The organism is Methylobacterium sp. 1973 (genome assembly GCF_040545035.1).
In the GTDB taxonomy this organism is placed as follows: Bacteria; Pseudomonadota; Alphaproteobacteria; order Rhizobiales; family Beijerinckiaceae; genus Methylobacterium; species Methylobacterium fujisawaense.
This window is the reverse complement of the sequence record NZ_JBEPLA010000010.1, coordinates 84,988-107,462: the sequence shown is the minus strand read 5'-3', so window position 1 is coordinate 107,462 and position 22,475 is coordinate 84,988. Positions and strand designations below refer to the sequence as shown.

The window sequence follows — 22,475 nt, the reverse complement described above, 5'->3', positions numbered from 1 at the left end:
CCCGAACGGATCGGTCACGCGGCGTCCTCGTGATGGTGATGCGCTGCCCGGCCGTGATCGTGCGCCGGCTCCGCGGGATTCCGCGGTCCTTCACAGATCGCCGCGCCCTCGTCCCAGGCCTCGGACAGGTTGCGGGCGCGGGCCAGATTCTCGGCGGTCAGGACCCGCGCGGTCGGCCCCCAGGCCACGGGCTCCCGGGCGAGCAGCAGCGTCGTCGGGAAATGCGCGCGGACCTGCGCGAGGTCGTGCAGGGCGGCGATCACGGTCCGCCCCTCCTTGTGCCAGGTCGCAATCAGCACCAGCAGATCGTCGACCGTCCGCGCATCGATCCCGGTGAACGGCTCGTCGAGGAGCACGACGGGGCAATCCTGCAGGATCAGCCGGGCGAACAGCGCGCGCCGGAACTGACCACCCGACAGGGTGCCGATCGGCCGCGCCGCGAAGCCCTCAAGACCGACCGCCGCCAGCGCGGCGTCGATGGCCGGCCGCCGCCGGACGAGGCTGCGCCACGCTCCCGCCTGCCGCCAGAGACCCATCCCGGCGAGATCCATGACGGTGAGCGGAAAGCTCCGGTCGATCTCGTCCGCCTGCGGCATGTAGGCCAGGGCGCCCGCACGTTCGATGCGGCCGTCGAGGCAGCGTATCTCTCCGGCCATGCCCTTCAGCAGCGTCGACTTGCCGGCGCCGTTCGGTCCGACCAGCGCGAGCAGGTCGCCCGCTCGCACGGTCCCGTCGAGGTGGTGGACCGCTGGATGCCGGTCGTAACCGAGGGTGAGGCCGACGAGGCGGATCGGATCCGGATTCCGGCTGCTCATGCCGAAAGCGCCCAGGCGATGGTCAGCCAGACCAGCGCCGCGAGCGTCGCGGCGAGCGCCAGCCGCAGGCCGATCCCGCTCTGGAACAGCGATCGTCGGGCCGCGCGTCTCGGGCTGGGAATGGTCGGCAAGGAATCCTCGTCGCGCACTGACACCGGCGCGGGCACCACGCGGAGCTACTGGTGCGGTCCTGGGCCGCGGTGATACACTGTAACAAACCCGCGGGACAACCTGCGGATCATGTTTGGAGCAATCATGCACCGTCACGAGGGTCACGACGCGTGCCACGCCGGCACCGGTGACATTCTCGCGCGGGCCGAGGCCCTCTGTCGCGAGCGCGGTCTGCAGTTCACGCCCCTGCGCCGCGAGGTGCTGGAGGCCGTGGCCGAGGCCGGGAAGGCTCAGGGCGCCTACGACATCGCCGAGCGGCTGAGCGCGCCGGGCAAGCGTGTGGCCCCGGTCTCGGTCTACCGCGCCCTCGATTTCCTGATGGATCAGGGGCTGGTCCATCGGATCGCGAGCCGCAACGCCTTCATCCCCTGCGCGCACGGCCACGCGCCCGGGGAGGGGGTGATTTTTTTGATCTGCCGGACCTGCGGCGGCGTCGACGAGGCCTCGTCGGAGGAGGTCGAGGGCAGCCTCGGGCGCACTCTGGAGCGGGCCGGATTCACGCCGACCCACAGCATCCTGGAGGTCGAGGGCGATTGCGGCACCTGTCGTCAGCGGAAGCTGGCACCCTGAGCCGCGAGACCGAGTTGCCTGGTCCAGCCCGTCCGCGCTGACGGCGGGGAGCAATCCACGAGCGTGCCACGCCTGCGGGCATGGCGCCTCCCGACCGCCTCGCGCCCGCGCCTTAGAACGCGTTCTGGTATGCGCGGCGCGAAATGACCGTCTGGATCATGATCTGGATATCGAACCAGATCGACCAGTTGTCGATGTAGTGCAGATCGCAGGCGACGCGCTGCTCCATGGCGAGGTCGGTCTGGGTCTCCCCCCGGTAGCCGTTGACCTGAGCCCAACCCGTGATCCCAGGCTTCACGTTGTGGCGGCGTGCATAGAGGGCGATCCGCCGCTCGAAGCTCCGGTCGTGGGCCAGCGCATGCGGGCGGGGACCCACCAGCGACATCTCCCCGCGCAGGACGTTGATCAGCTGGGGCAGCTCGTCGAGATTGGTCCGGCGCAGGATCGCGCCGACCCGGGTGATCCGACTGTCGTTGCGGGTCGCCTGCCGGAAGGCGGCATTCGCATCCGTGCGCATCGACCGGAACTTGAAGACGCCGAACGGCTGCTGATTGAAACCGTAGCGCTTCTGCCGGAAGAAGACCGGGCCGGGGCTGTCGAGCTTGATCGCAACGGCGATGGCCGCCAGCAACGGGGACAGTGAAACCAGGGCGATGGTCGCCAAGGTCAGATCGAGGAGGCGCTTCAGCATCACCTCGCCCAGATTGAGCGGCCGACGACCGATATTGATCCCCGAGACTCCGCCGACCCGGGCGACCTGCAGATCGGGAAAGCGATCGAGGACGGCGCCGGGGCGCAGATGCAGGGCCGAGGGCACCCGCAGGAACGCGTCGATGCACCGCTCGACCTCCGCAGTGTCGGCCCACGGCACGAGCACGAAGACGTCGTCCGGCCGGAGGAATCGCACCACCGACACCGCGAGGTCGAGATCCTCCTGCAGCTGGTCGTATCGGGTGGCCACGTCGGCGCCGGGATCGACCCGTCGCAGGTAGCTGGTCCCGATGATCCGCGAGCCGAGATGATCGGCTTCCTTGCCGGCGTAGAAGCGCGCGATGTCCTCTTCGTAGCCGACGAGGTGGATCCGGCTGGCCGTGGCCGAGCCGGCACTGAGCCGCGCCCGCACGAGGCGCCGCACCGATGCCCGGGCCGCGATCAGGACCGGAAGGCCCACGGCGAACGTCCCGAACGAGATCAGGCGCGAATAATCGTTGGTCGTCTTGGTCATGAAGCTCACGACCAGCACGGCGGCCCAGGCGACCAGCCAGAGGGAGGCCACGCGTTGAACGCCCGGCTTCTGCGCCATGACGTTCTCGAGGCTGTACTCCTCGCGCAGGACGTTCGCGGCGATGATCACCAGTCCCAGCAGCGCCGACAGGCGCAGGCCGCGAACGCTGCTCGCCCAGAATGCGCTGTCCTGGGCGAGGGCGTGGTAGGCGAACTCGACGCCCAGGGCCACCATCACGATCGCCGCGAGATCGGTCGCGGCGAGCGTCGTCGACAGGGCGATCCGCGCCAGGGCACGACCGCGCCGGGGCAGCAGCGCCGACCATACGTTGCGTCGGCGCTCCGCCGAGGTGGGCAGCGCCTGAAACGTCTCCGGAAGCCGATCGTGAAACATCTGACCCGCAACGTCCCGTCTTAGTCGGACTCTGTACCAGTCTGAGACACGAAAGGTTTCGGCGCCGCCTGGTGACGGTGACGGAGCAAGCCGCGGGCCCGGCAGGGTCGCATTCGCTGTCACGGAGGGAGGCTGCGACCTAGAGCGCGCGCCCAGCCGTTGCAATACATGATTAATGCTGAGCGCCGGCATGACGCATGCGGCGGCCGCCAATGTTGGAGTTCGGCCGTCATCGAACGCGTCGTTTCAATTCAAGCGCGTTTCTTCGTCCGAAGTTTCAACCGGCCCTGCGCCCGCCCCGCATGCGGAACGGGCGAGGACTCTCGGTTGAGCTTTAAGACGTCGCCTCGGCGTCGGCGGGTCTGGCGACGGTCTGGATCGTCTCGAAACCCTCGAACTGGGGATGACCGAGATACAGGGGTTTGGTCGAAGGCACGCGACCGTGCGCCTTGCGGAACTGCTCGGATCGGGTCCAAGCTTCGAAATCCGCGTGCGACCGCCAGATCGTGTGCGAGGCGTACAGGACGTGGTCTTCGTGCTCGGGGCCGCGCAGGAGGTGGAATTCCACGAAGCCGGGCATCTCGCCGAGATGGCTGTCGCGGCCGAGCCAGACGGCCTCGAAGTCGGCCGTCGCGTCCTTGACGACCTTGAAGCGATTCATCGCGATGAACATGCGTCTCTCCTGCGCGCTACCAATCCTACAAGCATCGGCGGTCCTAAGGGGAACACCTGCGCGGCGACAAGGCGCACCACTTAAGCTGCCCAATCATCGCCATCGACATTTCCGCAACAATGTTGCAAAGATGTGTGTACTTAAACTAGAAGCTGTAACCTTTGACTTGCGAAGCTTGACAACTTGGTGTCCAACTGCGGTGCACGCCACCTGTGTCGGGATCAGGGCTATAGCCGCATGAGCGGCAGGGATGACCGGCCACACGGCGTGCACGACATGCGACTTAGGGGCGGGCGGTGAAGCGGCGCGATAGCGAGGCGAAAACACCGCATTCGCAGGAGGATGCATCCCACTCCATGGAGAAGGATTCCCCTGGGCAAACGATGCCGAAGCAGACCACCGACGTCGATCGTCTCGTCGGGATTCGCATCACAGCCCTGCGCAAGGCGCGGGGCATGAGCCAGACCGCTCTCGGCAATGCGGTTGGGGTGACCTTTCAGCAGGTCCAGAAATACGAGAAGGGTCAGAACCGGGTCGGCGCCGGCCGGTTGCGGGAGATCGCGCGCCTTCTCGAAGTTCCGGTTTCCGCGTTCTTCGAGGAGACCGAGCCCCGCGAGAACGCCCAGGAGGACGTGTTCGGCTTCCTCAGCGCCCACGGTGCCATCGAGCTTCTGCGCGCCTACGCCCAGATCGAGGATGAGCAGATGCGCCGCGATGTGCTGGCGCTGGTCCGCAGCGCCGCGCGCCTGGCGCAGAACCGCACGGCGGCGCCGGCGGCGGATCCGGCCTGACAGGCGGGCTGGCGGGCCTCGCCCGGCGCGGCCCGGAGGCGGCTGCATCCGGGACGGTTTCAGGGTGCGTCAGCCGCGATCAGATGGAAGAAGCTGCCGGTGACGGGGCCGACCCGATGTCCGGCAAACCCCAGGTCCACACCCTCCGCATCCGAAACGCGGGCGAGCGCTGATGCCTCCGGTGCGATCGGCGAGAGCTCGGTGGCGTAGTGGAACTCGTGGCCGATGAGGCGCGCCCCGTCTTCTCCGAGCATGCCGGATCCGCAGAGCCGCGCGACGCGATAGCCGAGATGCAACTTGCGGCGGTGATAGGACGTCGCCACCGGGAGGAGGCCCGCCATGGGATGGGTGGTGCCGTCGGCGTCCTGAAGCGTCTGCCCGAGGACCATGTAGCCGCCGCACTCTCCGTGGACGGGGCGTGTCCTGGCGAAGTCGCGCAGCCCGTCCAGGAAACGGGTGGCGACGGCGATCCGGCCCGCATGGAGTTCGGGATAGCCCCCCGGCAGCCAGCAGACGTCGCAATCCTCCGGTGGGCCTTCGTCGGCGAGGGGTGAGAAGGGGATGAGTTCGGCACCGGCCAACCGCCAGCCGGTCGCGAGATGCGGATAGAGGAAGCTGAACGCCGCGTCCCGAGCGACCGCCACGCGTTGTCCGGGCGGCCGCGGCAGCCGGCCGCCGGAGGCCGGCACGGTGCCGCCCGCACTGGCCGTGACGGCGTCGAGGTCGATACCGGCTTCCGCGAGGTCGGCCAGCCGGTCGAGGCGGGCGGTGAGATCCGCGGTCTCGCCGGCCTGGACGAGCCCGAGATGGCGTTCGGGCAGGACCAGCTGCGCGTCGCGCATCAGGGCGCCGAGCACCGGCAATCCAGCGCGCTCCATGCCGGCTTCGACGAGGCGACGATGGCGGTCGCTCGCCACCTTGTTGAGGATGACCCCGGCGATCCGCACGCGGGGATCGTAGAGCGTGCAGCCCAGCGCTACGGCAGCCGCCGATTGCGCCGCGCCCGACACGTCCACCACGAGCACGACCGGCCAGCCGTAGCGCGCCGCGATGTCGGCATTCGCCCCGGTCCGGTTCTCGGCTGCCCGGACGCCGTCGAACAGGCCCATGGAGCCCTCGGCGATCACCAGATCCGCCGCCGCCGCCGTCTCGCCCGCGAGCGTGTCGAGGAGGGGCGTCGCCATGGCGAAGCTGTCGAGGTTGAAGCTCGGATGGCCGGTGGCGGCTTGGTGAAAGGCCGGGTCGATGTAGTCCGGACCGCATTTCGCGCCGCGGACCCGCAGGCCGCGCCGGGTGAGGGCGCGCATCAGGGCGAGGGTCACGGTCGTTTTGCCGGAGCTGGAGCGCGGCGCCGCGACGAGGAGGCCGGGGGCGCTCACGACGGCTGGCCCACGGTGCCGCCGGGCCGGTATCGCCGGTCGTAATCGGGCGCGTAGAGCGCGCTCTCGCGGAAGCCCGCGGCGCTGAGGGCGGGCCCAACCAGGATCAGGGCGGTGCGCTCCAGGCCGGCCGCCGCGACGAGGCCGGGCAACGTAGCGAGATCGCCGACCAGCGCCCGCTCGTCGGGCCAGGAGGCCCGGAACACAGCCGCCGCCGGGCAGGACGGCCCGTAGAACGGGATCAGTTCCGCCGCGACCGCCTCGACCACATGAATCGACAGGTGGATCGCCAGGGTCGCCCCGGTGGCCGCATAGGCCGACAGGGTTTCCCCCTCGGGCATGGCGCTCGCGCGGCCTGAGGTCCGGGTCAGGACCACGGTCTGCGCTACGCCGGGGACCGTCAATTCGCGGCGCAGCAGAGCGGCTGCGGCGGCGAAGGCCGGGACGCCCGGCGTTACCGTGTAGGGAATCGCCAACGCGTCGAGCCGGCGCATCTGCTCGGCCAGCGCGCTCCAGATCGATAGGTCCCCGGAATGGAGGCGTGCCACGTCCTGTCCGGCCGTGTGCGCCGTCCGGATCTCCGCCATGATGGCGTCGAGGTCGAGGGGGGCCGTGTCGACGATCCGGGCGCCGGGCGGACACCAGCCCAGGATCTCGGGGGCCACGAGCGATCCGGCGTAGAGGCAGACGGGACAGGCCGCGATGCGGTCGCGCCCGCGCACCGTGATCAGGTCGGCCGCGCCGGGTCCGGCGCCGATGAAATGAACGGTCATGTGTCCCGTGTCGTGTCGCATCGGACGGCCAGGGCGCAAGTGGCGCCGGCGCTCGTGATCCGCGGCAGGGCGAGGCGGCTCTGCGGCCCGGCGCCGGCCAGGGCCGTCGCTTCGGCCAGCGAGCCGACGCCGCGCAGCTGTTCGATCCGCGCCGAGCGGGTGACGATCTCGGCGTCGCGCGCCTGCAGCGCGGCGGCTGCCACGGGCTGGGGCGACAGGCCGAACCGTGCCGTCGCGGCACGGATCGCCGGCTCTGCGGCCCGGTCGGCCGCCGTGGCGACGGCCGTCAGGCTCGACCGGTCGGCACCGAGCGCCGCGAGCGCGCGCTCGATCAGCGCCGCGATCTCGTCGGCGTCGGTCCCCCGACGGAAGCCGATCCCGGCGACCAGCAATCCGGTCACGGCTTGGTCCAGGCCCATTGGGTCACCGGCATGGCGGTGCGCCAGCCATGCATCCCGCCGACCGGGCTCGCCCGCTCGACACCGTAGCGACGGAGGCTTCCGCCCTGCGCCGCGAAGGCCGCAAGCAGCGCGGCCTCGCCTTCGAGGGTGACGGCATTGGCCACGCAGCGACCACCGCTCCGGAGGGCCGCAAGCACCGCAGGCAGGACCCCGGGCTCGGAGACGCCGCCACCGATGAACACCGCATCCGGCGTCGGCAGGCCCTCGAGTGCCCCGGGGGCGGTGCCGACGACGACGGAGAGGTCCGGCGTCCCCAGGGCGACGGCGTTGCGACGGATGCGCTCGGCCCGGTCCGGGCGTCCCTCGATCGCCGTGGCGCGCAGGCTCCAGTGACGGAGCATCCACTCGATCGCGATCGAGCCTGCGCCGGCGCCGACATCCCAGAGATGCAGGCCCGGATGCGGACGGAGCGCCGATAGGGTCAGAGCCCGGATCTCGGCCTTGGTGAGCTGGCCGTCATTCTCGAACAGGCCGTCGTCGAGGCCCGGGGCGAGGGGAAGGGCGTGACCGGGCCCCGCCACCGCGATCGCCACCGTGTTCAGCGCGTCGATGTCGGCGCGGTCGAACGCGTCCGCGCGGGTCGTACCGACCCGTTCATTCGGGCCGCCCATCGCTTCCAGCACCGTCAGCGTCGACGCGCCGAAGCCCCGCGCGCAAAGCAATGCGGCGAGCGCGCCGGGGGTCGTGCCGTCCCAGGACAGCACGAGCACCCGCGCCCCCGGCTGGAGATGCGGCACGATCCGGGTCAGCGCGCGGCCATGGAGCGTGACCAGCGCGCATTCGGCCAGCGGCCAGCCGAGCCGCGCACAGGCGAGGCTGAAGGCCGAGGGCTGCGGGAAGGCGCGGATCTCGGCCGCCGGCACCATCCGGGCGATCTCGGCGCCGATGCCATAGTGGAAGGGGTCGCCGGTAGCGAGGAGGCAGGTCGGCTGCCCCCGCCGCGCGAGAATCTCCGGATAGGCCTCGTGGATCGGGCTCGGCCAGGGCCGCGTCTCCGCGACGAGCGGACCCGCGAGGGCGAGATGGCGTCGGCCGCCATAGACCACGCGGGCGGCATCGAGCGCGGCGGCGGCGGCCGGCGTCAATCCGGCCCGCCCGTCCTCGCCGATGCCGACGATCGACAGCCAGGGTGAGCTCGACAGCGCCTCAGGGCTCATGGACAAGGCGTCCATGGACACGGCGTTCCCGACGAGCGGCACGATGCGGATTCTGATCCTCGGCGGGACCGGCGAGGCGAGCGCCCTGGTCCGGTCGCTCGCTGGTCGGGCGGATCTGTCCGTGACGCTCTCGCTGGCCGGCCGGACGGCCGCGCCGAAGCCCGAGCCCGTGCCGACCCGGATCGGCGGATTCGGCGGGATCGAGGGCCTCGCCGACTACCTGAAAGCCGACGCGATCGATTGCCTGATCGACGCGACCCATCCCTTCGCCGCGACGATGTCGCACCATGCGGCTTGCGCAGCCGCCCTGACGGCGGTGCCGATCCTCGCGATCCGCAGACCCGCCTGGATGCGCGAGCCCGGCGACCTCTGGATCGAGGTCGACCGGATGGATGAGGCGGTCGCCGCCCTCGGATCCGCGCCGCGGCGCGTGTTCCTGACGATCGGCCGGCAGGAGGCCGGGGTCTTCGCGGCGGCCCCCCAGCACACCTATCTGGCGCGCACGGTCGAGCCGTTGGGCGGGATCCTGCCGGTGCCGCACCTCACCGCCCTGGAAGCCCGCGGGCCCTTCGATGTCGCGTCGGAGGCTGCGCTCATGCGCACGAGCGGCATCGAGATTCTCGTCAGCAAGAATGCCGGCGGGGCGGCGACCTACGGCAAGATCGCGGCGGCGCGCACCCTCGGAATCCCCGTCGTCATGGTGCGCCGGCCGGGCAAGCCCGACGTGCCGAGCGTCCCGGACGCTGCGGGCGCCCTCCGCTGGCTGGAGGCGGGCGATCACGCCGGTTCCTCAACCTTGCGGGCCGTGTAGACGAAGGGTGTCCGGCCGGCGCGCGGGATCAGCCGCGTCGTCGAGGCGCCCAGGATGACCATCGTGGCCATGTCGGCCGGCACGTCGCGCGCCTCGGCGAGGGTCGCGACCCGGATCGCCTCGTCCGGCCGGCTGATGGCGCGGGCGAACATCACCGGCGTGTGGGGCGCGCGGATCCCGGACGCGATCTCCAGAGCCGCCCCGAGCTGCCAGGGCCTGGCGGCGGAGATCGGATTGTAGAGCGCGATCACGAAGTCGGCGCGCAGCACCGCCTCCAGCCGCGCGGTCACCACCGGCCAGGGCTTCAGGTTGTCCGAGAGCGACAGCGCGCAGAAATCGCCGCCGAGGGGCGCGCCCAGCCGGGCAGCGGCGGCCAGCATGGCGGTGACGCCCGGCTCCACGGTGATCGCGAGGTCGCGCCAGTCGGGCTCGCCCTGCTCCACCGCCTCGAACACCGCCGCCGCCATGGCGAAGACCCCCGGATCGCCGCCGGAGACGACCGCGACCCGTCGTCCGGAGGCGGCGAGCTGCAGCGCGTGGCGCGCCCGGTCGACCTCCACCCGATTGTCGCTGGCATGCCGGACCAGGCCGGGTCGCTCGGGCACACGGGCGACATAGGGGAAGTAGCCGACGACATCCTCCGCCGCATCCAGCGCCCGGCGGGCGGACTCGGTCAGCAACGCGGCGTCGCCCGGGCCGAGGCCGACGACGGCAAGGCTTCCGCTCACGGCCGCCGTCCCTCTCCGGGCAGAAGGACCATGGAGAAGTAGGGTGCGTCGTCGTCGGCCTTGTCGGCCAGCATCACCACCCGCTCGCCCGCCATGGTACCGCGCTCCACGTAGACCGCACGGGCGAGCAGCCCGGCGGCCGACAGAGCGGCGCGCACCTTCGGCAGATGGCGCCCAAGCTTCATCACGACGGCGGCGTCGGTGCCGCGCAGGCGCTCCGTCAGGGCCTCGAGCGAGAGGGTCGCCGGCAGGACGGTCAGGACGTCGTCGCCCCAGGTGATCGGCGTGCCGGCCCGAGTCCAGCAACCCGACATCCCGGTGACGCCCGGAATCACCTCCACGGGGAAGCGGTCCTTCAGGCGCCGCCACAGGTGCATGAACGAGCCGTAGAAGAACGGGTCGCCCTCCGACAGGATCGCGACGTCGCGCCCGGCGCCGAGGTGGTCGGCGAGTTTTCCGGCTGCCTCGTCGTAGAAGCTCGCCAGCGCGGTGACGTATTCCGGATGCTCGGGATGAATCTCGGTGGTGTAGGGATAGGCCAGTGCCATCTCGCGGGCCGGATCGCGCAGGATCGCGTCCGCGATGGTGCGGGCGTTGCCCCGCCGGCCGCGCTTGCAGAAATGCACCAGCACCGGCGCGCGCATCAGGATGCGCTGCGCCTTCACGGTCAGCAGATCCGGATCGCCCGGGCCCATGCCGACCCCGTAGAGCGTTCCCGTCATCGCCGCCGCGGACAGCTCCTCGGTCGGGCCGTCGAGGCGTTCGAAACCGTCCATCACTCGACCTCGCTGGCGAGCGCGTTGATAGCGGCGGCCGTCATGGCGCTGCCGCCGCGCCGCCCGTGCACGACCACGAACGGCACGCGGCCGTCCCGGGCCAGCGCCTCCTTCGATTCGGCCGCGCCGACGAAACCCACCGGGATGCCGATCACCGCGGCCGGAGGCGCGACGCCGGCGTCGAGCAGCTCCAGAAGGCGGAACAGGGCGGTCGGCGCGTTGCCCACCGCCACGACGCTGCCCGGCAGGCGTTCGCGCCACAGCTCCATGGCGGCTGCGGACCGCGTTGTGCCGAGGCTCCGGGCGAGCTCCGGCACGCGGGGATCGCCGAGCGTGCAGACCACGTCGTTATCGGCGGGCAGCCGTGCCCGGGTGACGCCGTCGGCGACCATGCGGACATCGCACAGGATCGGCGCGCCGGCCTTCAGGGCCGCGACGCCCGCTTCCGCGAAGCCCGGCGACATCTCCACGTCGGTCGGCAGGTCGGTCATCCCGCAGGCGTGGATCATGCGCACGACGACGCGCTCGGCGGCGCCCGACCAGCGTCCGAGATCCGCCTCGGCGCGGATCATCGCGAAGGAGCGCGCGTAGATCGCGCCGCCGTCGCGGATATACTCATAGCGGGACGGGGATTCGTGGGCCGCGGCCGGCTCCGATCCTGTCTGGCGCAGGGCGTTCTGGCTCGCGCTCATGCCGGTCTCCTGGTCCTCCCGCTGTCCGTCCAGGTCGTCTCCGGCGCGAAGGCGGCGGACAGCCCGACGATCTTGGCTCTTCCTAACCGCTCCAGCACGGCCTCGATAGGGAGATGCATCGCCGGCTCATCGGCGGGGGCACCGCCGATCACCACGCCGTACAGACCATCGCGACCGACGAGGGTCAGGTCGGCCGGGCCCGGTCGGGCGCATCCCTTGGCACATCCCGAGACGTGCGCGGCGCGGCCCGACGCCGCCAGGGGAGCGAACGCCGCCGCGAGGCGCGCCGCATCGGTGAGGGTCCGGGTCGACCCGGAGGCGCAGCCCGGGGCACCCGTGCAGGCATCGATCGCCCGCCGCGGGTCGTCGGCGGCAACGATGAAGTCCACCGACAGGGCCTCTCGCACCGCCGCTGCCGGGACGTCCGGGGGGCCCAGGAGCATGAAGCCGCGGGTCGGCGACAGTCGAAGCTCGTCCGCGCCGAGCGTGACCGCGGCATCCGCGAGCCGGTCGAGGGCGTCGGCCGTACAGCGACCGAAGGGCGCATCGATGGCGAGGATCTGAAGGTCCTGTCCGCCTCGTGGCTGCCGGGCTTGGCCGGGCCATACGCTTTCGCCTCCCCGCGCTGCGACGCGTGGTCGCTCTCCGGTCCGCAGCGCCTCCGTCAGCGTCGCCCTTTCGTCTTCCAACAGATCGCGCATCCGGCGCCGGCCGGTCCGCGCGAAGGCGTTGAGCACGGCGGCCACCACGTCGGGCGCTTCCCGTTCCCCGCAGGTCAGAAGATCCTGCCGCCCCTCGCCGCAAGCGATCGTGATCGCAACGCGGCCGGGTCCGTTAGCGATCACGGCGCAATCGGCCTCCGCGGTCGCCCGATCGACGCGTCCCTCGATCACGACCAGGGTCTTGGCCGGCAGGCCGGGAATCGTCAGCCCCGCCGCTTCGACGGCACGGGCCAGTCCCGGCACGTCGATGGCCTCCTCCGGATCGCAGCCCGCCAGCGGGCTCGTGAGTGTCAAGCGCTGAGGCCCGCCATCGGCCCGCACGTCGCCGAGGCCCTGAGCCGAGAGCCACGCGGCAAGGGAAGCCTGCGTCGCCTCGGTGACGCCCCGGATCTGGAGATTGGCCCGCGCGGTGAGATCCAGGTGCCCGTTCCCGAAGCGTCGGGCGCCTTCCGCCACGGCGCGGGCCTGACCAAGCGTCAGGACGCCCAGGGGCGGGTGTACCCTGGCGAGCAAGCCGTCGCCCGTGGGCATCGGCCGGGTCAGGCCGGGGCACCAGCCCCGACGGCTGGCCGCCTCGGGCAGCGTACGTCCATGCGGGCGCGGAGCGACGCTCATTCGGCGGCCTCGTGCAGCAAGGCGTCGGCCGGAAGAGCGTTGCGCCGGCTGTGCCAGAGTCCCCGGTCCCGGGCGGCGTCGAACCGTTCCAGGATCGCCCGGGTGGCCGCGGGGTTGGCAGCCCGCAGGCGCTCGAACACCTCGGTATCGGCGATCCAGGCGGCGTACAGCGTCTCGAAGCCGGCATCGGACACCGCATCGCTGGCGGCGGCGAGCACGAAAACCGCGTCGAGCCCCTGAGCCAGCTCCTGCGCGCCGCGATAGCCGTGACGGAGCTGGGCGGCGATCCAGCGGGGATCGGCGAGGCGGCCTCGGATCAGGCGGGCCGCGTCCTCCCGGGCAGTTCGGGCTTTCGGTCGCTCCGGCTGCGAGACGTCGAGGCTGTAGAGCGCGGGGCTCGCCCCCTCCAGGGCAGCGGCGGCCGCGAAGCCGCCCATCGCGTCCACAGCGGCATCCCCGTCGAACAGATCGCGCTCGGCCACGTCGAAGGCGTGGAGATAGGCGTCGGCTCCCGCCACCCGGGCGGAGAAATCCGCATCCGGCGCCTCGCGGTCGCCATAGGCGTGCGTGCTGGCCGCAAGATAGGCGCGACCGAGATCGGCGCGGCCATCCCACGTGCCGTCGAGGGCCGTTGCGGCGGTACCGGCGCCGTAGCGGCCCGGCGCGGCGCCGTAGACCCGCACGGCCGTCTCGCCCCGTCGGCGGGCCGCCGCCAGCGGGTTCTCGTCGTCGGCCTCGTCCCTGTCGGCTACGGCGCGGGTCGCCCGGTCGAGCAGCGCCAGGGTCTCCGGGAATGTGTCGCGGAACGCCCCGGAGACCCGCACGGTGACGTCGATCCGGGGCCGGTCGAGCATGGCCAGCGGAAGGATCTCGAAACCGGTGACGCGAGTGCTGGCATGGTCCCAGACCGGCCGCACGCCCATGAGGGCGAGGGCATGCGCCACATCCTCGCCGCCGGTGCGCAGTGTCGGCGAGGCCCAGAGATCCATGACGATCCGGGCCGGATAGGCACCCTCGTCCTGAAGGTAGCGGGTCACCACGGCGGCGGCGGCCCTCTCACCGAGGAGCGCGGCGGCGCGGCTCGGGATGGCCCGTGGGTCCAGGGTTGCGAGGTTGCGTCCGGTGGGGAGCACGTCGCTGCGCCCGCGGGACGGCGAGCCGGAGGGCCCCGGCCGGACGAATCGGGCGTCGAGGGCTGCGAGCAGCCCGGTCCGCTCGGCGGCGGCGCTTGCCAGCACCGCCTCCGCGGCCTCGCCCGGGGCTCGGGCGAAGACGTGGAGACCGTCGCGGAAGACGGTCTCGCCGAGGTCGCAGAGATGCGCGTCCAGCCGGGTCAGCGCCTCGTCCATCGGCGTGTCCGCGCCGATGCCGGCGCCGTCCAGCAATCCGGCGGCCTCGGCCTCCTCGAGGATGGCGCGGGCCACCAGTTCGGCGCGGCGGGGATCGAGCACGCTCGCGGCGGCGTATTCCTCCACCAACTCGCGCAGGCGTGCGGCCTCCGGCTTCAGCGCGTGGACGGCGACGTCCGGCGTCAGGTGACCGAGCGCGACGCCGCCGAGGCGTCGCTTGACCGGCGCGGCCTCGCCCGGATCATCGACGATGAAGGGATAGACCACCGGCAGGCCGCCGACGCACAGCGCCGGCAAGCAGGTGGGAGACAGGGCCACGGCTTTGCCGGGCAGCCACTCGGTTGTCCCGTGCGTACCGAGCTGCACCAGAACGTCGAAGTGCTGCTGCAGGCCGAGATGGAATGCCAGATAGGCATGGGTCGGAGCCCGGTCGAGATCGTGGTAGCCGGCCTTGCGATCGGGATCGCGCCCGCGGTCCGGTTGAAGGAAGACGGCGAGCCGACCGCGGTCACGGATCGCCTCGTCCCCGGTGCGATCCGGAGCGGCGCTCCGATCGGTTGCGGCCGTGCCCGTCAGCATCCGGAACCGGAAGGTGCCGTCGACGCAGGCCGGATCGGATTCGGCCTCGCCCCAGACGGCGGTGATCGAGGCGCGGGTCTCTTCGGGAAGGGTGTTCCACCAGGCTTGATAGGCGGGGAGGGGCACGCGGAACGCGGCCGGACCCTCCGTGAGATCCGCCATCAGCGTGTTGGATTCCGGAAGCGCCCCCGTCGCGTAGCCCGCGGCGGCGAGGTCGGCGGCGATGGCGCGGGCGCTCTCGGGCGTATCGAGACCGACGGCGAAACCGGCCCGGCCGCCCCGGGCCGGATAGTCGGACAGGACCAGGGCCACGCGGCGCGCCGGCCGGGGCAGGGCGGCCAGCCGCAGCCATCCCGCGGCCCGGTCCGCCAGGGCGGCAATGCCTGCGGGGTAGGGCACCGCCCGCCGCTGGGTGAAGCCGGCGACCTCCGGGCTTTCCTCCTTGAAGGAGATCGGAAAGCCCGAGAGCCGGCCGTCGAATTCCGGCAGCGCGATCTGCATGGCGAGATCGGATGCGCCGAGACCGCGAGCCGACGCCTCCCAGGCCGCGCGCGGTGACCCTACCGTAAACGCCTGAATGACCGGGCAGCCGGCGCCGTCGAGAACGAAGTCGGTGCCGTCCTCACGCGCGGAGAACGCCGTGGCTGCGATGACGAGGTCGGGTCTGCGCGCCCGCACCGCATCGGCGACCGCGGCCGCGGCCTCGGGCTCCTTCAGGCTCGACACGACCATCGGCAGCGCCCCGATCCCGCGGGCGCGCAGGGCGGCTGAGAGTGCGACGAACGGCTCGGTGTCGCCGCCGAGCACGGCGGAGCGATAGATCAGCAGCAGGGCCAGCGGATGGGCGGGCGACGGCGCGCCGTCGAGCGGGGTCGCCGTTTCAGCCGCGGCAATGGCTGTTTCGAGGGGGAGAGCGCCGCAACCCGGACACCAGGGAAAGCCGCGGGGCAGGGGCTGCGGAGGCTCGACCGCCCCCTCGGCGCCTAGCCGGATGGCCAGGGATCGCAGCATCCGCCGGAGATTGCCGGGACCACCGGCACGGAAATAGGCGTCGAGTTCCCCGGCGAGGTCGGGATCGGTGGAGAACGGCGCGAGGCGGGGGTCGGGCCGGTCGTCGCCCGGCAGGACCGCGAGCACGACGCCGTGCGCCCGCGCGGTTTCGGCGCAGCGCTCGATCCCGTAGCGCCAGTAATCCAGTCCGCCCAGGCAACGGATCACCACGACCTTGGCGTGCGCCACGACGCGTTCGACGTAGAGATCGACCGACAGCGGATGCCGCAGTTTGGCGAGCTTCGCGAGCCGGAGACTCGGCAGACCGGGCTCTGCGGCGTGGGCCTGACCGACCGCCGCGAGGTCGCTGTCGGTGAACGACAGCACAACCAGATCGCCGGGCTCTTGCCCGAGATCCACCGCCGCCTCACCCTCGTCGAGCGAGACGGTATCGATGCGCACGAGATGCATCGACGGCCCCTAAACCGCGGCCGCGCGCACCGGCGCGCCGCCGTCAGCCGCGCAGGCGCGCGCGGCGGCCGTCATCCCGCGAGGGCCGCAGCGACGGCGCGCTGGTCGAACCCCTTGAGGCCGATCACCACGAGGTTGCCGTCCCGGGCCTCCCCAGACTTCCACGGCCGGTCGAAATGGTGGGCCACGCGCCGGCCGACCCCCTGCACCACGAGGCGCATCGCCTTGCCCTCGACCTCGGCGAAACCCTTGATCCGCAGGACGCCCGGGATCTCGGCTGCCTTCTCGACCCGGGCCGCCAGATCGCCCGCCGTGATCGCGGGGCGGACGGGCAGCGCCACGGTCTCGAAGTCGTCGTGGTCGTGATCCTCGCCCTCGCCGTGATGCGACGGGCGGGAATCGAGATCGTCCTCGGCGGCCGCCGCGAGGCCGAGCAGCACCCGCGGGTCGATGACGCCGTTCTCGGTCTCCACCACCTTCACGGCCCGGGGCAGGTGGCCTTCCACCTCGGCACGCACCCGAGCGCGGGTCGGGGCATCGATGAGGTCGGCCTTGTTGAGGACCACGAGGTCGGCGCAGAGGAGTTGGTCCTCGAAGACCTCTTCCAGCGGATTGTCGTGATCGACGGATTGGTCCGCGGCCTGCTGGGCGGCCAGTGCCTCCGGATCGTCCGCGAAGACGCCGGCGGCGACGGCCGGGCCGTCGACCACTGCGACGACCCCGTCGACGGTGACCCGCGAGCGGATCGCCGGCCACTGGAACGCCTGAACCAACGGCTTCGGCAGCGCGAGGCCCGAGGTCTCGATCAGGATGTGCTCCGGCGGCTCGGCGCGGCCGAGGAGAGTCTCCAGCGCCGGAACGAAATCGTCCGCGACCGTGCAGCAAATGCAGCCATTCGGCAGCTCGACGATAGCCTCTTCGGTGCAGCCTTCGACCCCGCAGGCGGCGAGGAAGGACTTGTCGAAGCCGACGTCGCCGAACTCGTTGACCAGGATGGCGAGGCGGCGCCCCCTGGCGTTCTCGACCACGTGGCGGACCAGCGTCGTCTTGCCGGCTCCGAGGAAGCCCGTGACGATGGTGCAGGGGATCTTGTTCACGATGGTCATTCCGCGGCCTCCAGGGTGCCGGCGGGGAGCGGGCGGGGTTCAGGGAACGGGGGGATGCGGGCGATCACGCCCTTGCGGAAAGCCTCCGGACGCTCGCGCCAGGGCACGATGCCGTCCGAGGTCGCCGCATAGGCCGCGAGCCCGGCGAGGATGGTCTCCGCCGAGGCGGCCGGATCCATGTCGCCGTAGACGTAGGTCCAGCGGTCCGCCGAGGCGACCGCCACGGTGCAGGGCCGCTTGCAGACCGACAGGCATTCCACCGCCTCGACCCGCAGGTCCGGGGTGCCGGCGCTCCCGGCCTGCAGCGCCTCCAGAAGGCGTGCTCCGGCGCGCGGTCCATCCGGATCGTCGTCCGGACGGCGGCAGGTCGTGCAGACGTACAGGACGGTCTCAGGCACGGGCCGTTCCCCGTTGCGTGTCGCGGGAAAACGCCTGCCACGCCCAGCCGAGCCCCAACCCGATCAGGATCCAGAAGACGAAGCTGATCGCCAGCGACCGGGCGGCGAACTGTGCGGCCAGCGCGGCCGGAAGCTCCGACGCGCCCTCCGGTGCCTGCGGGGCGCCGACGACGTGGGGGGTTATGATCAGGACGAGGCCACCCAGGATCGTGATCAGAGCACGGTGGATCGTGATCAGGTAGAGTCCCATTCCGGTCGCCGCCGCGGTCATCACCCACCAGGCCTGCCGCGCGGCCAGCGGTGCAGCGGCGCTGCCGGGCAGTTCCGGCGGCAGGCCGAGGCCCGGCGCGAGGGCGACGCTGGCGAAGCCCGCCACCGCGAAGGCGAGACCGACCTGTGGCGTCGGCTCGCGGCCGCAGGCGATCATCACCGCGCCGAGCAGCAGGGCGTAGCCGACGCCGCCGACGAGGGTCGCAAGACCGGTGAAGGCCATCCGCGGCAGGCCGGGGCCGGGCTGCCATTCCGGTGCCGCGTCGGGCGCGGCATGGTCGTGCCCGGCATGGGCGAGCACGATCGGAAGGGCCTTCGCGGCCTGATGCGAGGGTTCCTGCTGCTCGTAGCGCTCGGCCGCGACGATCAGCGGCGAGGTCAGCGTGAGTTCGAGGCCCGTCACAACGGCAGCCGCGAAGAAGCCGGCGGCCAGGGCCGCCGACAGAAGCCGAATGATCATCCCTGCGCCGAGGGCGTCAGTGACAGGGGAAGTTCTGGGTATGGCGGAAGTCGTGCGCCGCGTTGTGGAACGCGATCGCCGGCGAGAAACCCGCCATGAACAGCAGGCCGAGGCCCAGCATGGCCGCGAGCGCGACGGCGACCGGACGCTCCGACGAGCGGGTACCGGCGGCGACGGGGGCGAGGGTCTGAGCGGTCATCGTCGAGTGTCTCCAGCCGCCCCACCGGCGGCATTGCGGGATCCTGTTGCGACGGCAGGTCTCCTGGCTCGCGGCTCGGCGCGCCCACCGCCTTCCCGGATCGCTCCGGTGGCGCTTGGCAGGCGCTCGCCGCTCACAGTTGCGGGGGCAGCCGCGGAATCGGGGCGAAACCCCTCACCGCATTCCCTTTTCACCCCGTTGCCAGGGCACCGTCACCGGCACGTTGTAGACGCATGCCGGCGACGACACAACGGAGCGGCGCCAGATCCGTTCGGATTCCCGTGCGTCCCTTCGCAGGTGGCCGGGCTTGACGTCCGCGCCCCGATGCGGGCACCGCCGCACCGGATGCCCGGCCGGCCCGGCATGGGCACCTCCGCTCAGTTCTCGGAGACCCGATGGCCCTCGCAGACGATCCGAGCCCGGTCCTCGTCGATCTCGCCACCGGCCGCGCCCCCCGGATCGTACAGGATGAAGGCACCGCCTGGCTCGAGATCGATCTGGGCGGTCGCTTTCCGATCCGCGCGGTCGCGCTGCGACCCGTACAGGATGCTGTCGCGCCCGAGGTCGGCGATGTGGCCGTCGAGGTCTCGCAGGACGGCGTCACGTGGTCCGCGCCCGACATCGTCGGCTGGACCGCCAAGCCGGGCGCCCTCGTGGCCGCCATCGGAGCCGACGAGCGGGCCTGGGCGCGTCTCGTGCGGATCGCGGTGCCGGATCCGGCGCTCGTCGCAGGCGTCGACATCCGCGCCGATGAAGCCGCCATCGACCTCATCGCCCTGCGGGCGCTGCTCGGGCTCGACATAACGCTCCTGAACGAGAAGCCCGGCGCTAACGTCTACGTCACCTACAATCTCGAATCCGCGCCTGGCCGGGCAAGCCGCAACCTCGTCGGCCTGTCGCTGTTCGAGAACGGCGCCTTCGGCAACTGCCTCGTGCAGTATATTATCGCGGTCTCGATCGCGAAGGCGCTCAACCTGAAATACGTCAAGGTCCCGAAGGTCGACCGCAGCAAGGTGATCTTTCTGACCGAGAGGCTGACCTGCGACGGCATCACGTTCATTCCGCCGGACGAGCCGCTTCCGCCGGACGGTTACTTCCTGTCCGGGCTGTATTTCGATCCGACGCAGTTCGAGCGGGTGACGGCGCTGCAGGGCCCGATCGACTCGCGCGCGATCGTTCAGGATGTGATCCGGCCCCTGTTCAACGGCCTGCCGCGGACATTTGCGGCCAAGCCCGACGATCAGCTCCTGATCCATATCCGGTCGGGCGACATCTTCAGCACCTGGGTCGACCCGCACTATCCGCAGCCGCCCTTCGCCTTCTACCGGATGGTCATCGACCGGCTGCAGGCCGAGGGCCGCATTCGTTCCGTCAAGCTCGTCTTCGAGAACCGTCTCAACCCGGTCATTGCAGAAGTGGAGGCCTATGCGGCGCAGCGCGGCCTGCCCGTAGAGATCCAGAGCGAATCGCTGATCTCCGACGTCGCCGCTCTGGTGAACGGCCGCTACCTCGTCTTCGGGCTCGGAACCTTCGGGCCGGCGATCTGCCACCTCTCGGAGCGCGTCGAGCAGGTGTTCTACTTCGCGTCCAATTGGCCGCAGGGCTTCCAGTCGATTCCCACGATCGGGAAAGTGGTCGAGGTTCGCGATCGCGAAGGCCGGTACATGAAGGTCGGCGAGTGGCAGAATACCGACGCTCAGCGCCGGAGCATGGTGGAGTACCCGGCCGAAGCTCTCGCCTTCGACGATGTCTGATCGGTCGCGCCGGTCACGATCCGACCGGCGACGACCCCGCTGCCTGCATCCCGGCCGAACACGTCACGGTGCGGTCCTGAGACGTTCCGCGGGTGCGCCGGCCGAACGCGCCGAGCCGCCATCGCGGACCTTCAGAGCGTCCATGTACATCCGTTCGACATCCGCCTTGAAGGCGGCGCGGGAATCCGGACGCGTGTAGAACATGTGGCCGCCGGGATAGACTGCGAGGCTCAGGCGACCGGCACTGTAGGCCGGGACCTGCGCCAGCAGGAGCTTCGAGGCGAAATACGGGGTTACGAGATCGGTGAATCCGTGCGCCACGAGGACACGCAGGTGCCCGTCGAGGGCCAGGGTGCCCTGAAGGTTCGAGAGCACCTCCGGTGCCTGTCGTCCCGAGCCCCAGCTCCAGCCCCGATTGACCGCATTGTTCAGGAGCTCGTAGCGCATGTTGGCCACGGGCCATTTCAGCGTGCGCGCGTAGAGATCGAGCATCGCGCTGGTCAGCGGCGCCTGGAGCGCGGTGAGCTGCGGATCCTCGAAGCTCGATTGCGCGGCGGCCGGATTCGGGTCCCAGCCGGTGATGCCGGTATCGTAGGCGCTCGTCACGCGACCTTCGGCACGATCGATCTCCCGCTGGACGCTTCGGGTCGAGAGGCGCGCCGCCTGTGCGCGGACCAGGGCGGGATCGAGCCCGACCAGCGGGGCGACCTTCTCGGTCATCCGCGCAACCGCCGCGGAATCGCTCGGCCCCTTCAGGAGATCCGTTAGATAGGCACCGGATGCGTAAGCTTCGGCATCCCCCAGCAAGGCCGGCGTGGGTACCGTCCCGGCCCGCTCCAGCGCGCCGGCCGCCAGCGACGGCAACTTCAGCACGTAGCCCCAGGGATTGGCCCGCGGGGTCTCCAGCCACCCGAAGTCGAGCACCGGCGAGAGCAGCACCATGCCCGACAGGCCGACGCCGATCTCTTCCTGGAGCTTCTCCGTGATCAGCGGGCCGCGGAACCCGCCATAGCTCTCGCCGACGAAGAACTTCGGGCTCGCTAGACGATCGTCGTTGCGCAGGTAGCGGGCGATGGCTGCCGAGAGGGTCGCGGCGTCGGACTCGATCGACCAGTAGGCCTTGCCGTTGCCGTCCGCGGCCCGGCTGTAGCCGGTGCCGACGGGGTCGATGAAGACGAGATCGGTGAAGCCGAGCCACGTCCCGTCGTTGGGCGTGAGCGTGACCGGCTGCGACGGGCTGATGCTGTCGCCGCCGACGGGCAGCCGCCAGGGGCCGATCGCCCCGATGTTGAGGTAGGCCGACGCGGCGCCCGGGCCGCCATTGACCGCGAAGGTCACCGGGCGCTCCTGGCCGTCCTTGGACGCCACCGTGTAGGCCACGAAGGCGATCTCGGCCTGCAGCTTGCCGGCCTCGTCGACGAGCGGCAGGCTGCCGGCCGTGGCGGTGAAGTCGAGGACCCTGCCGTCAGGCAGCGTGACGCTCTGCTTCGTGACGGAATCCGGGGGCAGGCGTCGTCCGTCCGGCCCGCGCGGTGCCGGCTTGCTCTCCGCGGGCGGATGTCCGTGCGGCGCCTCCTCTGCCCAGCCGGCGGAGGGCAGGGCGATGAGCATGCCGAAGGCGAGCGCGGCGCGCGCGAGACGTCTGTTGAGGGCCACCATCACGCCTTCTTGTTCCAGCGTCCGGAATCGTCCTGCTGCCAGTAGGCGACCGTGTGGCCCGCCTCCTTGGCCTGCTTCCACTGCTCGCGCGCCCTCAGAAGGGCGTCCTGATCGGTCCCGTCGAACAGGATACAGATCCGCTCATACGCGCCGGCATCGGGCGGCAGGTCGGCGCCCTCGACGAGGAAGCGGATCGAGGCCGCGTTCGGGTTCACGTCCCGAAGTGTCAGCACCACCGGCTGGCTCGCCGCGTCGGGCTCGCGATCGGTCCCGTGCGGCAGGAAGCTCTCGTCGGAATAGGTCCAGAGGTGGTCGTCCAGCGCCTGCAGACGCTCCTCGCTGGCGGCCTGGATCGCGGCCTGCCAGCCGCGGTCCAGCGAGCGCTCGACGAGGCTCGGCAGCACCCGTTCCAGGGGCTGCCGCTGCATATGGTAGAAGAGGATCTCGGTCACGATGCCGAGGATATAGGGCTCCGGCCCGCCGCGCGA

23 protein-coding genes and 1 riboswitch are annotated in these 22,475 nt (G+C 71.2%); of the genes, 4 read left to right on the top strand and 19 right to left on the bottom strand.

Features of this window, described 5'->3' with window-relative positions; genetic code table 11:
* Positions 1–14: 14 nt before the first annotated feature.
* Complete coding sequence (locus tag ABIC70_RS19430; protein ID WP_354440682.1) at positions 15–815, bottom strand: metal ABC transporter ATP-binding protein; 801 nt, start codon at positions 813–815, stop codon at positions 15–17.
* Complete coding sequence (locus tag ABIC70_RS19425) at positions 812–946, bottom strand: hypothetical protein (protein ID WP_257787422.1); 135 nt, start codon at positions 944–946, stop codon at positions 812–814. Before ABIC70_RS19425 ends, ABIC70_RS19430 begins: the two co-directional genes overlap by 4 nt.
* 124 nt (positions 947–1,070) lie before the next feature.
* Between ABIC70_RS19425 and ABIC70_RS19420 the strand changes: the two genes are divergently transcribed.
* Positions 1,071–1,556: a Fur family transcriptional regulator gene (locus ABIC70_RS19420; RefSeq protein WP_043347562.1), complete on the top strand. Its 486-nt coding sequence runs from the start codon at positions 1,071–1,073 to the stop codon at positions 1,554–1,556.
* A gap of 112 nt (positions 1,557–1,668) precedes the next feature.
* Here ABIC70_RS19420 and ABIC70_RS19415 read toward each other — a convergent pair whose 3' ends face one another.
* Positions 1,669–3,174: an undecaprenyl-phosphate glucose phosphotransferase gene (locus ABIC70_RS19415; RefSeq protein WP_354440680.1), complete on the bottom strand. Its 1,506-nt coding sequence runs from the start codon at positions 3,172–3,174 to the stop codon at positions 1,669–1,671.
* Positions 3,175–3,508: 334 nt separating this feature from the next.
* A complete protein-coding gene (gene hmuQ / locus ABIC70_RS19410; RefSeq protein ID WP_043758394.1) occupies positions 3,509–3,847 on the bottom strand; it encodes a heme-degrading protein HmuQ in 339 nt (112 codons plus the stop codon).
* Between the two features lie 356 nt (positions 3,848–4,203).
* Between hmuQ and ABIC70_RS19405 the strand changes: the two genes are divergently transcribed.
* Positions 4,204–4,638, top strand: coding sequence for a helix-turn-helix domain-containing protein (locus ABIC70_RS19405; RefSeq protein ID WP_078947404.1), 435 nt, complete (start codon positions 4,204–4,206; stop codon positions 4,636–4,638).
* Positions 4,639–4,697: 59 nt separating this feature from the next.
* Here ABIC70_RS19405 and ABIC70_RS19400 read toward each other — a convergent pair whose 3' ends face one another.
* The 4 genes from ABIC70_RS19400 to cbiE are packed head-to-tail and all read right to left on the bottom strand — an operon-like array spanning position 4,698 to position 8,423.
* Positions 4,698–6,017 (bottom strand): cobyrinic acid a,c-diamide synthase CobB, encoded by a 1,320-nt coding sequence (locus ABIC70_RS19400; protein WP_354440677.1) that lies wholly within the window; start codon positions 6,015–6,017, stop codon positions 4,698–4,700.
* Positions 6,014–6,790, bottom strand: a complete 777-nt coding sequence (cobM, locus tag ABIC70_RS19395; RefSeq protein ID WP_354440675.1) for a precorrin-4 C(11)-methyltransferase — start codon at positions 6,788–6,790, stop codon at positions 6,014–6,016. The genes ABIC70_RS19400 and cobM overlap by 4 nt, the downstream gene beginning before the upstream one ends.
* Positions 6,787–7,209: a cobalamin biosynthesis protein gene (locus ABIC70_RS19390; protein WP_043345283.1), complete on the bottom strand. Its 423-nt coding sequence runs from the start codon at positions 7,207–7,209 to the stop codon at positions 6,787–6,789. Before ABIC70_RS19390 ends, cobM begins: the two co-directional genes overlap by 4 nt.
* Positions 7,188–8,423 carry a precorrin-6y C5,15-methyltransferase (decarboxylating) subunit CbiE gene (gene cbiE / locus ABIC70_RS19385; protein WP_354440673.1) on the bottom strand — a complete coding sequence of 412 codons (1,236 nt, stop codon included), beginning with the start codon at positions 8,421–8,423 and terminating at the stop codon, positions 7,188–7,190. The genes ABIC70_RS19390 and cbiE overlap by 22 nt, the downstream gene beginning before the upstream one ends.
* Between cbiE and ABIC70_RS19380 the strand changes: the two genes are divergently transcribed.
* Positions 8,422–9,219 (top strand): cobalt-precorrin-6A reductase, encoded by a 798-nt coding sequence (locus ABIC70_RS19380; RefSeq protein ID WP_342140901.1) that lies wholly within the window; start codon positions 8,422–8,424, stop codon positions 9,217–9,219. The two genes, cbiE and ABIC70_RS19380, sit on opposite strands and share 2 nt — an antisense overlap.
* Here the strand turns inward: ABIC70_RS19380 and cobJ are convergent.
* The 9 genes from cobJ to ABIC70_RS19335 form a co-directional block, all read right to left on the bottom strand.
* Positions 9,186–9,947 carry a precorrin-3B C(17)-methyltransferase gene (gene cobJ, locus ABIC70_RS19375; RefSeq protein WP_043345289.1) on the bottom strand — a complete coding sequence of 254 codons (762 nt, stop codon included), beginning with the start codon at positions 9,945–9,947 and terminating at the stop codon, positions 9,186–9,188. The two genes, ABIC70_RS19380 and cobJ, sit on opposite strands and share 34 nt — an antisense overlap.
* Positions 9,944–10,723, bottom strand: a complete 780-nt coding sequence (locus ABIC70_RS19370; RefSeq protein WP_043378562.1) for a precorrin-2 C(20)-methyltransferase — start codon at positions 10,721–10,723, stop codon at positions 9,944–9,946. The genes cobJ and ABIC70_RS19370 overlap by 4 nt, the downstream gene beginning before the upstream one ends.
* Entirely contained in the window at positions 10,723–11,415 is a 693-nt protein-coding gene (locus ABIC70_RS19365) for a precorrin-8X methylmutase (protein WP_257787421.1), read from the bottom strand. The genes ABIC70_RS19370 and ABIC70_RS19365 overlap by 1 nt, the downstream gene beginning before the upstream one ends.
* Positions 11,412–12,752, bottom strand: coding sequence for a precorrin-3B synthase (cobG, locus tag ABIC70_RS19360; protein ID WP_053611470.1), 1,341 nt, complete (start codon positions 12,750–12,752; stop codon positions 11,412–11,414). Before cobG ends, ABIC70_RS19365 begins: the two co-directional genes overlap by 4 nt.
* Positions 12,749–16,141, bottom strand: coding sequence for a cobaltochelatase subunit CobN (gene cobN / locus ABIC70_RS19355; protein WP_354440669.1), 3,393 nt, complete (start codon positions 16,139–16,141; stop codon positions 12,749–12,751). Before cobN ends, cobG begins: the two co-directional genes overlap by 4 nt.
* Before the next feature lie 71 nt (positions 16,142–16,212).
* Positions 16,213–17,247, bottom strand: a complete 1,035-nt coding sequence (cobW, locus tag ABIC70_RS19350; RefSeq protein ID WP_354440667.1) for a cobalamin biosynthesis protein CobW — start codon at positions 17,245–17,247, stop codon at positions 16,213–16,215.
* Positions 17,244–17,645: a DUF1636 domain-containing protein gene (locus ABIC70_RS19345; protein ID WP_043348849.1), complete on the bottom strand. Its 402-nt coding sequence runs from the start codon at positions 17,643–17,645 to the stop codon at positions 17,244–17,246. Before ABIC70_RS19345 ends, cobW begins: the two co-directional genes overlap by 4 nt.
* Positions 17,638–18,375: a CbtA family protein gene (locus ABIC70_RS19340; RefSeq protein ID WP_354440665.1), complete on the bottom strand. Its 738-nt coding sequence runs from the start codon at positions 18,373–18,375 to the stop codon at positions 17,638–17,640. Before ABIC70_RS19340 ends, ABIC70_RS19345 begins: the two co-directional genes overlap by 8 nt.
* A 16-nt stretch (positions 18,376–18,391) precedes the next feature.
* On the bottom strand, positions 18,392–18,574 hold the full coding sequence (locus ABIC70_RS19335) for a CbtB domain-containing protein (RefSeq protein ID WP_043348844.1): 183 nt from the start codon (positions 18,572–18,574) through the stop codon (positions 18,392–18,394).
* Between the two features lie 36 nt (positions 18,575–18,610).
* Positions 18,611–18,803, bottom strand: a riboswitch (cobalamin riboswitch).
* A 166-nt stretch (positions 18,804–18,969) separates the two neighbouring features.
* Between ABIC70_RS19335 and ABIC70_RS19330 the strand changes: the two genes are divergently transcribed.
* Positions 18,970–20,328 (top strand): discoidin domain-containing protein, encoded by a 1,359-nt coding sequence (locus ABIC70_RS19330; protein WP_354440663.1) that lies wholly within the window; start codon positions 18,970–18,972, stop codon positions 20,326–20,328.
* 63 nt (positions 20,329–20,391) lie between these two features.
* Here ABIC70_RS19330 and ABIC70_RS19325 read toward each other — a convergent pair whose 3' ends face one another.
* Together ABIC70_RS19325 and ABIC70_RS19320 are read right to left on the bottom strand one after the other, a co-directional pair.
* A complete protein-coding gene (locus tag ABIC70_RS19325) occupies positions 20,392–21,987 on the bottom strand; it encodes a S10 family peptidase (protein ID WP_354440661.1) in 1,596 nt (531 codons plus the stop codon).
* A complete protein-coding gene (locus ABIC70_RS19320) occupies positions 21,987–22,439 on the bottom strand; it encodes a DNA polymerase III subunit chi (RefSeq protein WP_043758368.1) in 453 nt (150 codons plus the stop codon). The genes ABIC70_RS19325 and ABIC70_RS19320 overlap by 1 nt, the downstream gene beginning before the upstream one ends.
* Positions 22,440–22,475 lie beyond the last annotated feature (36 nt).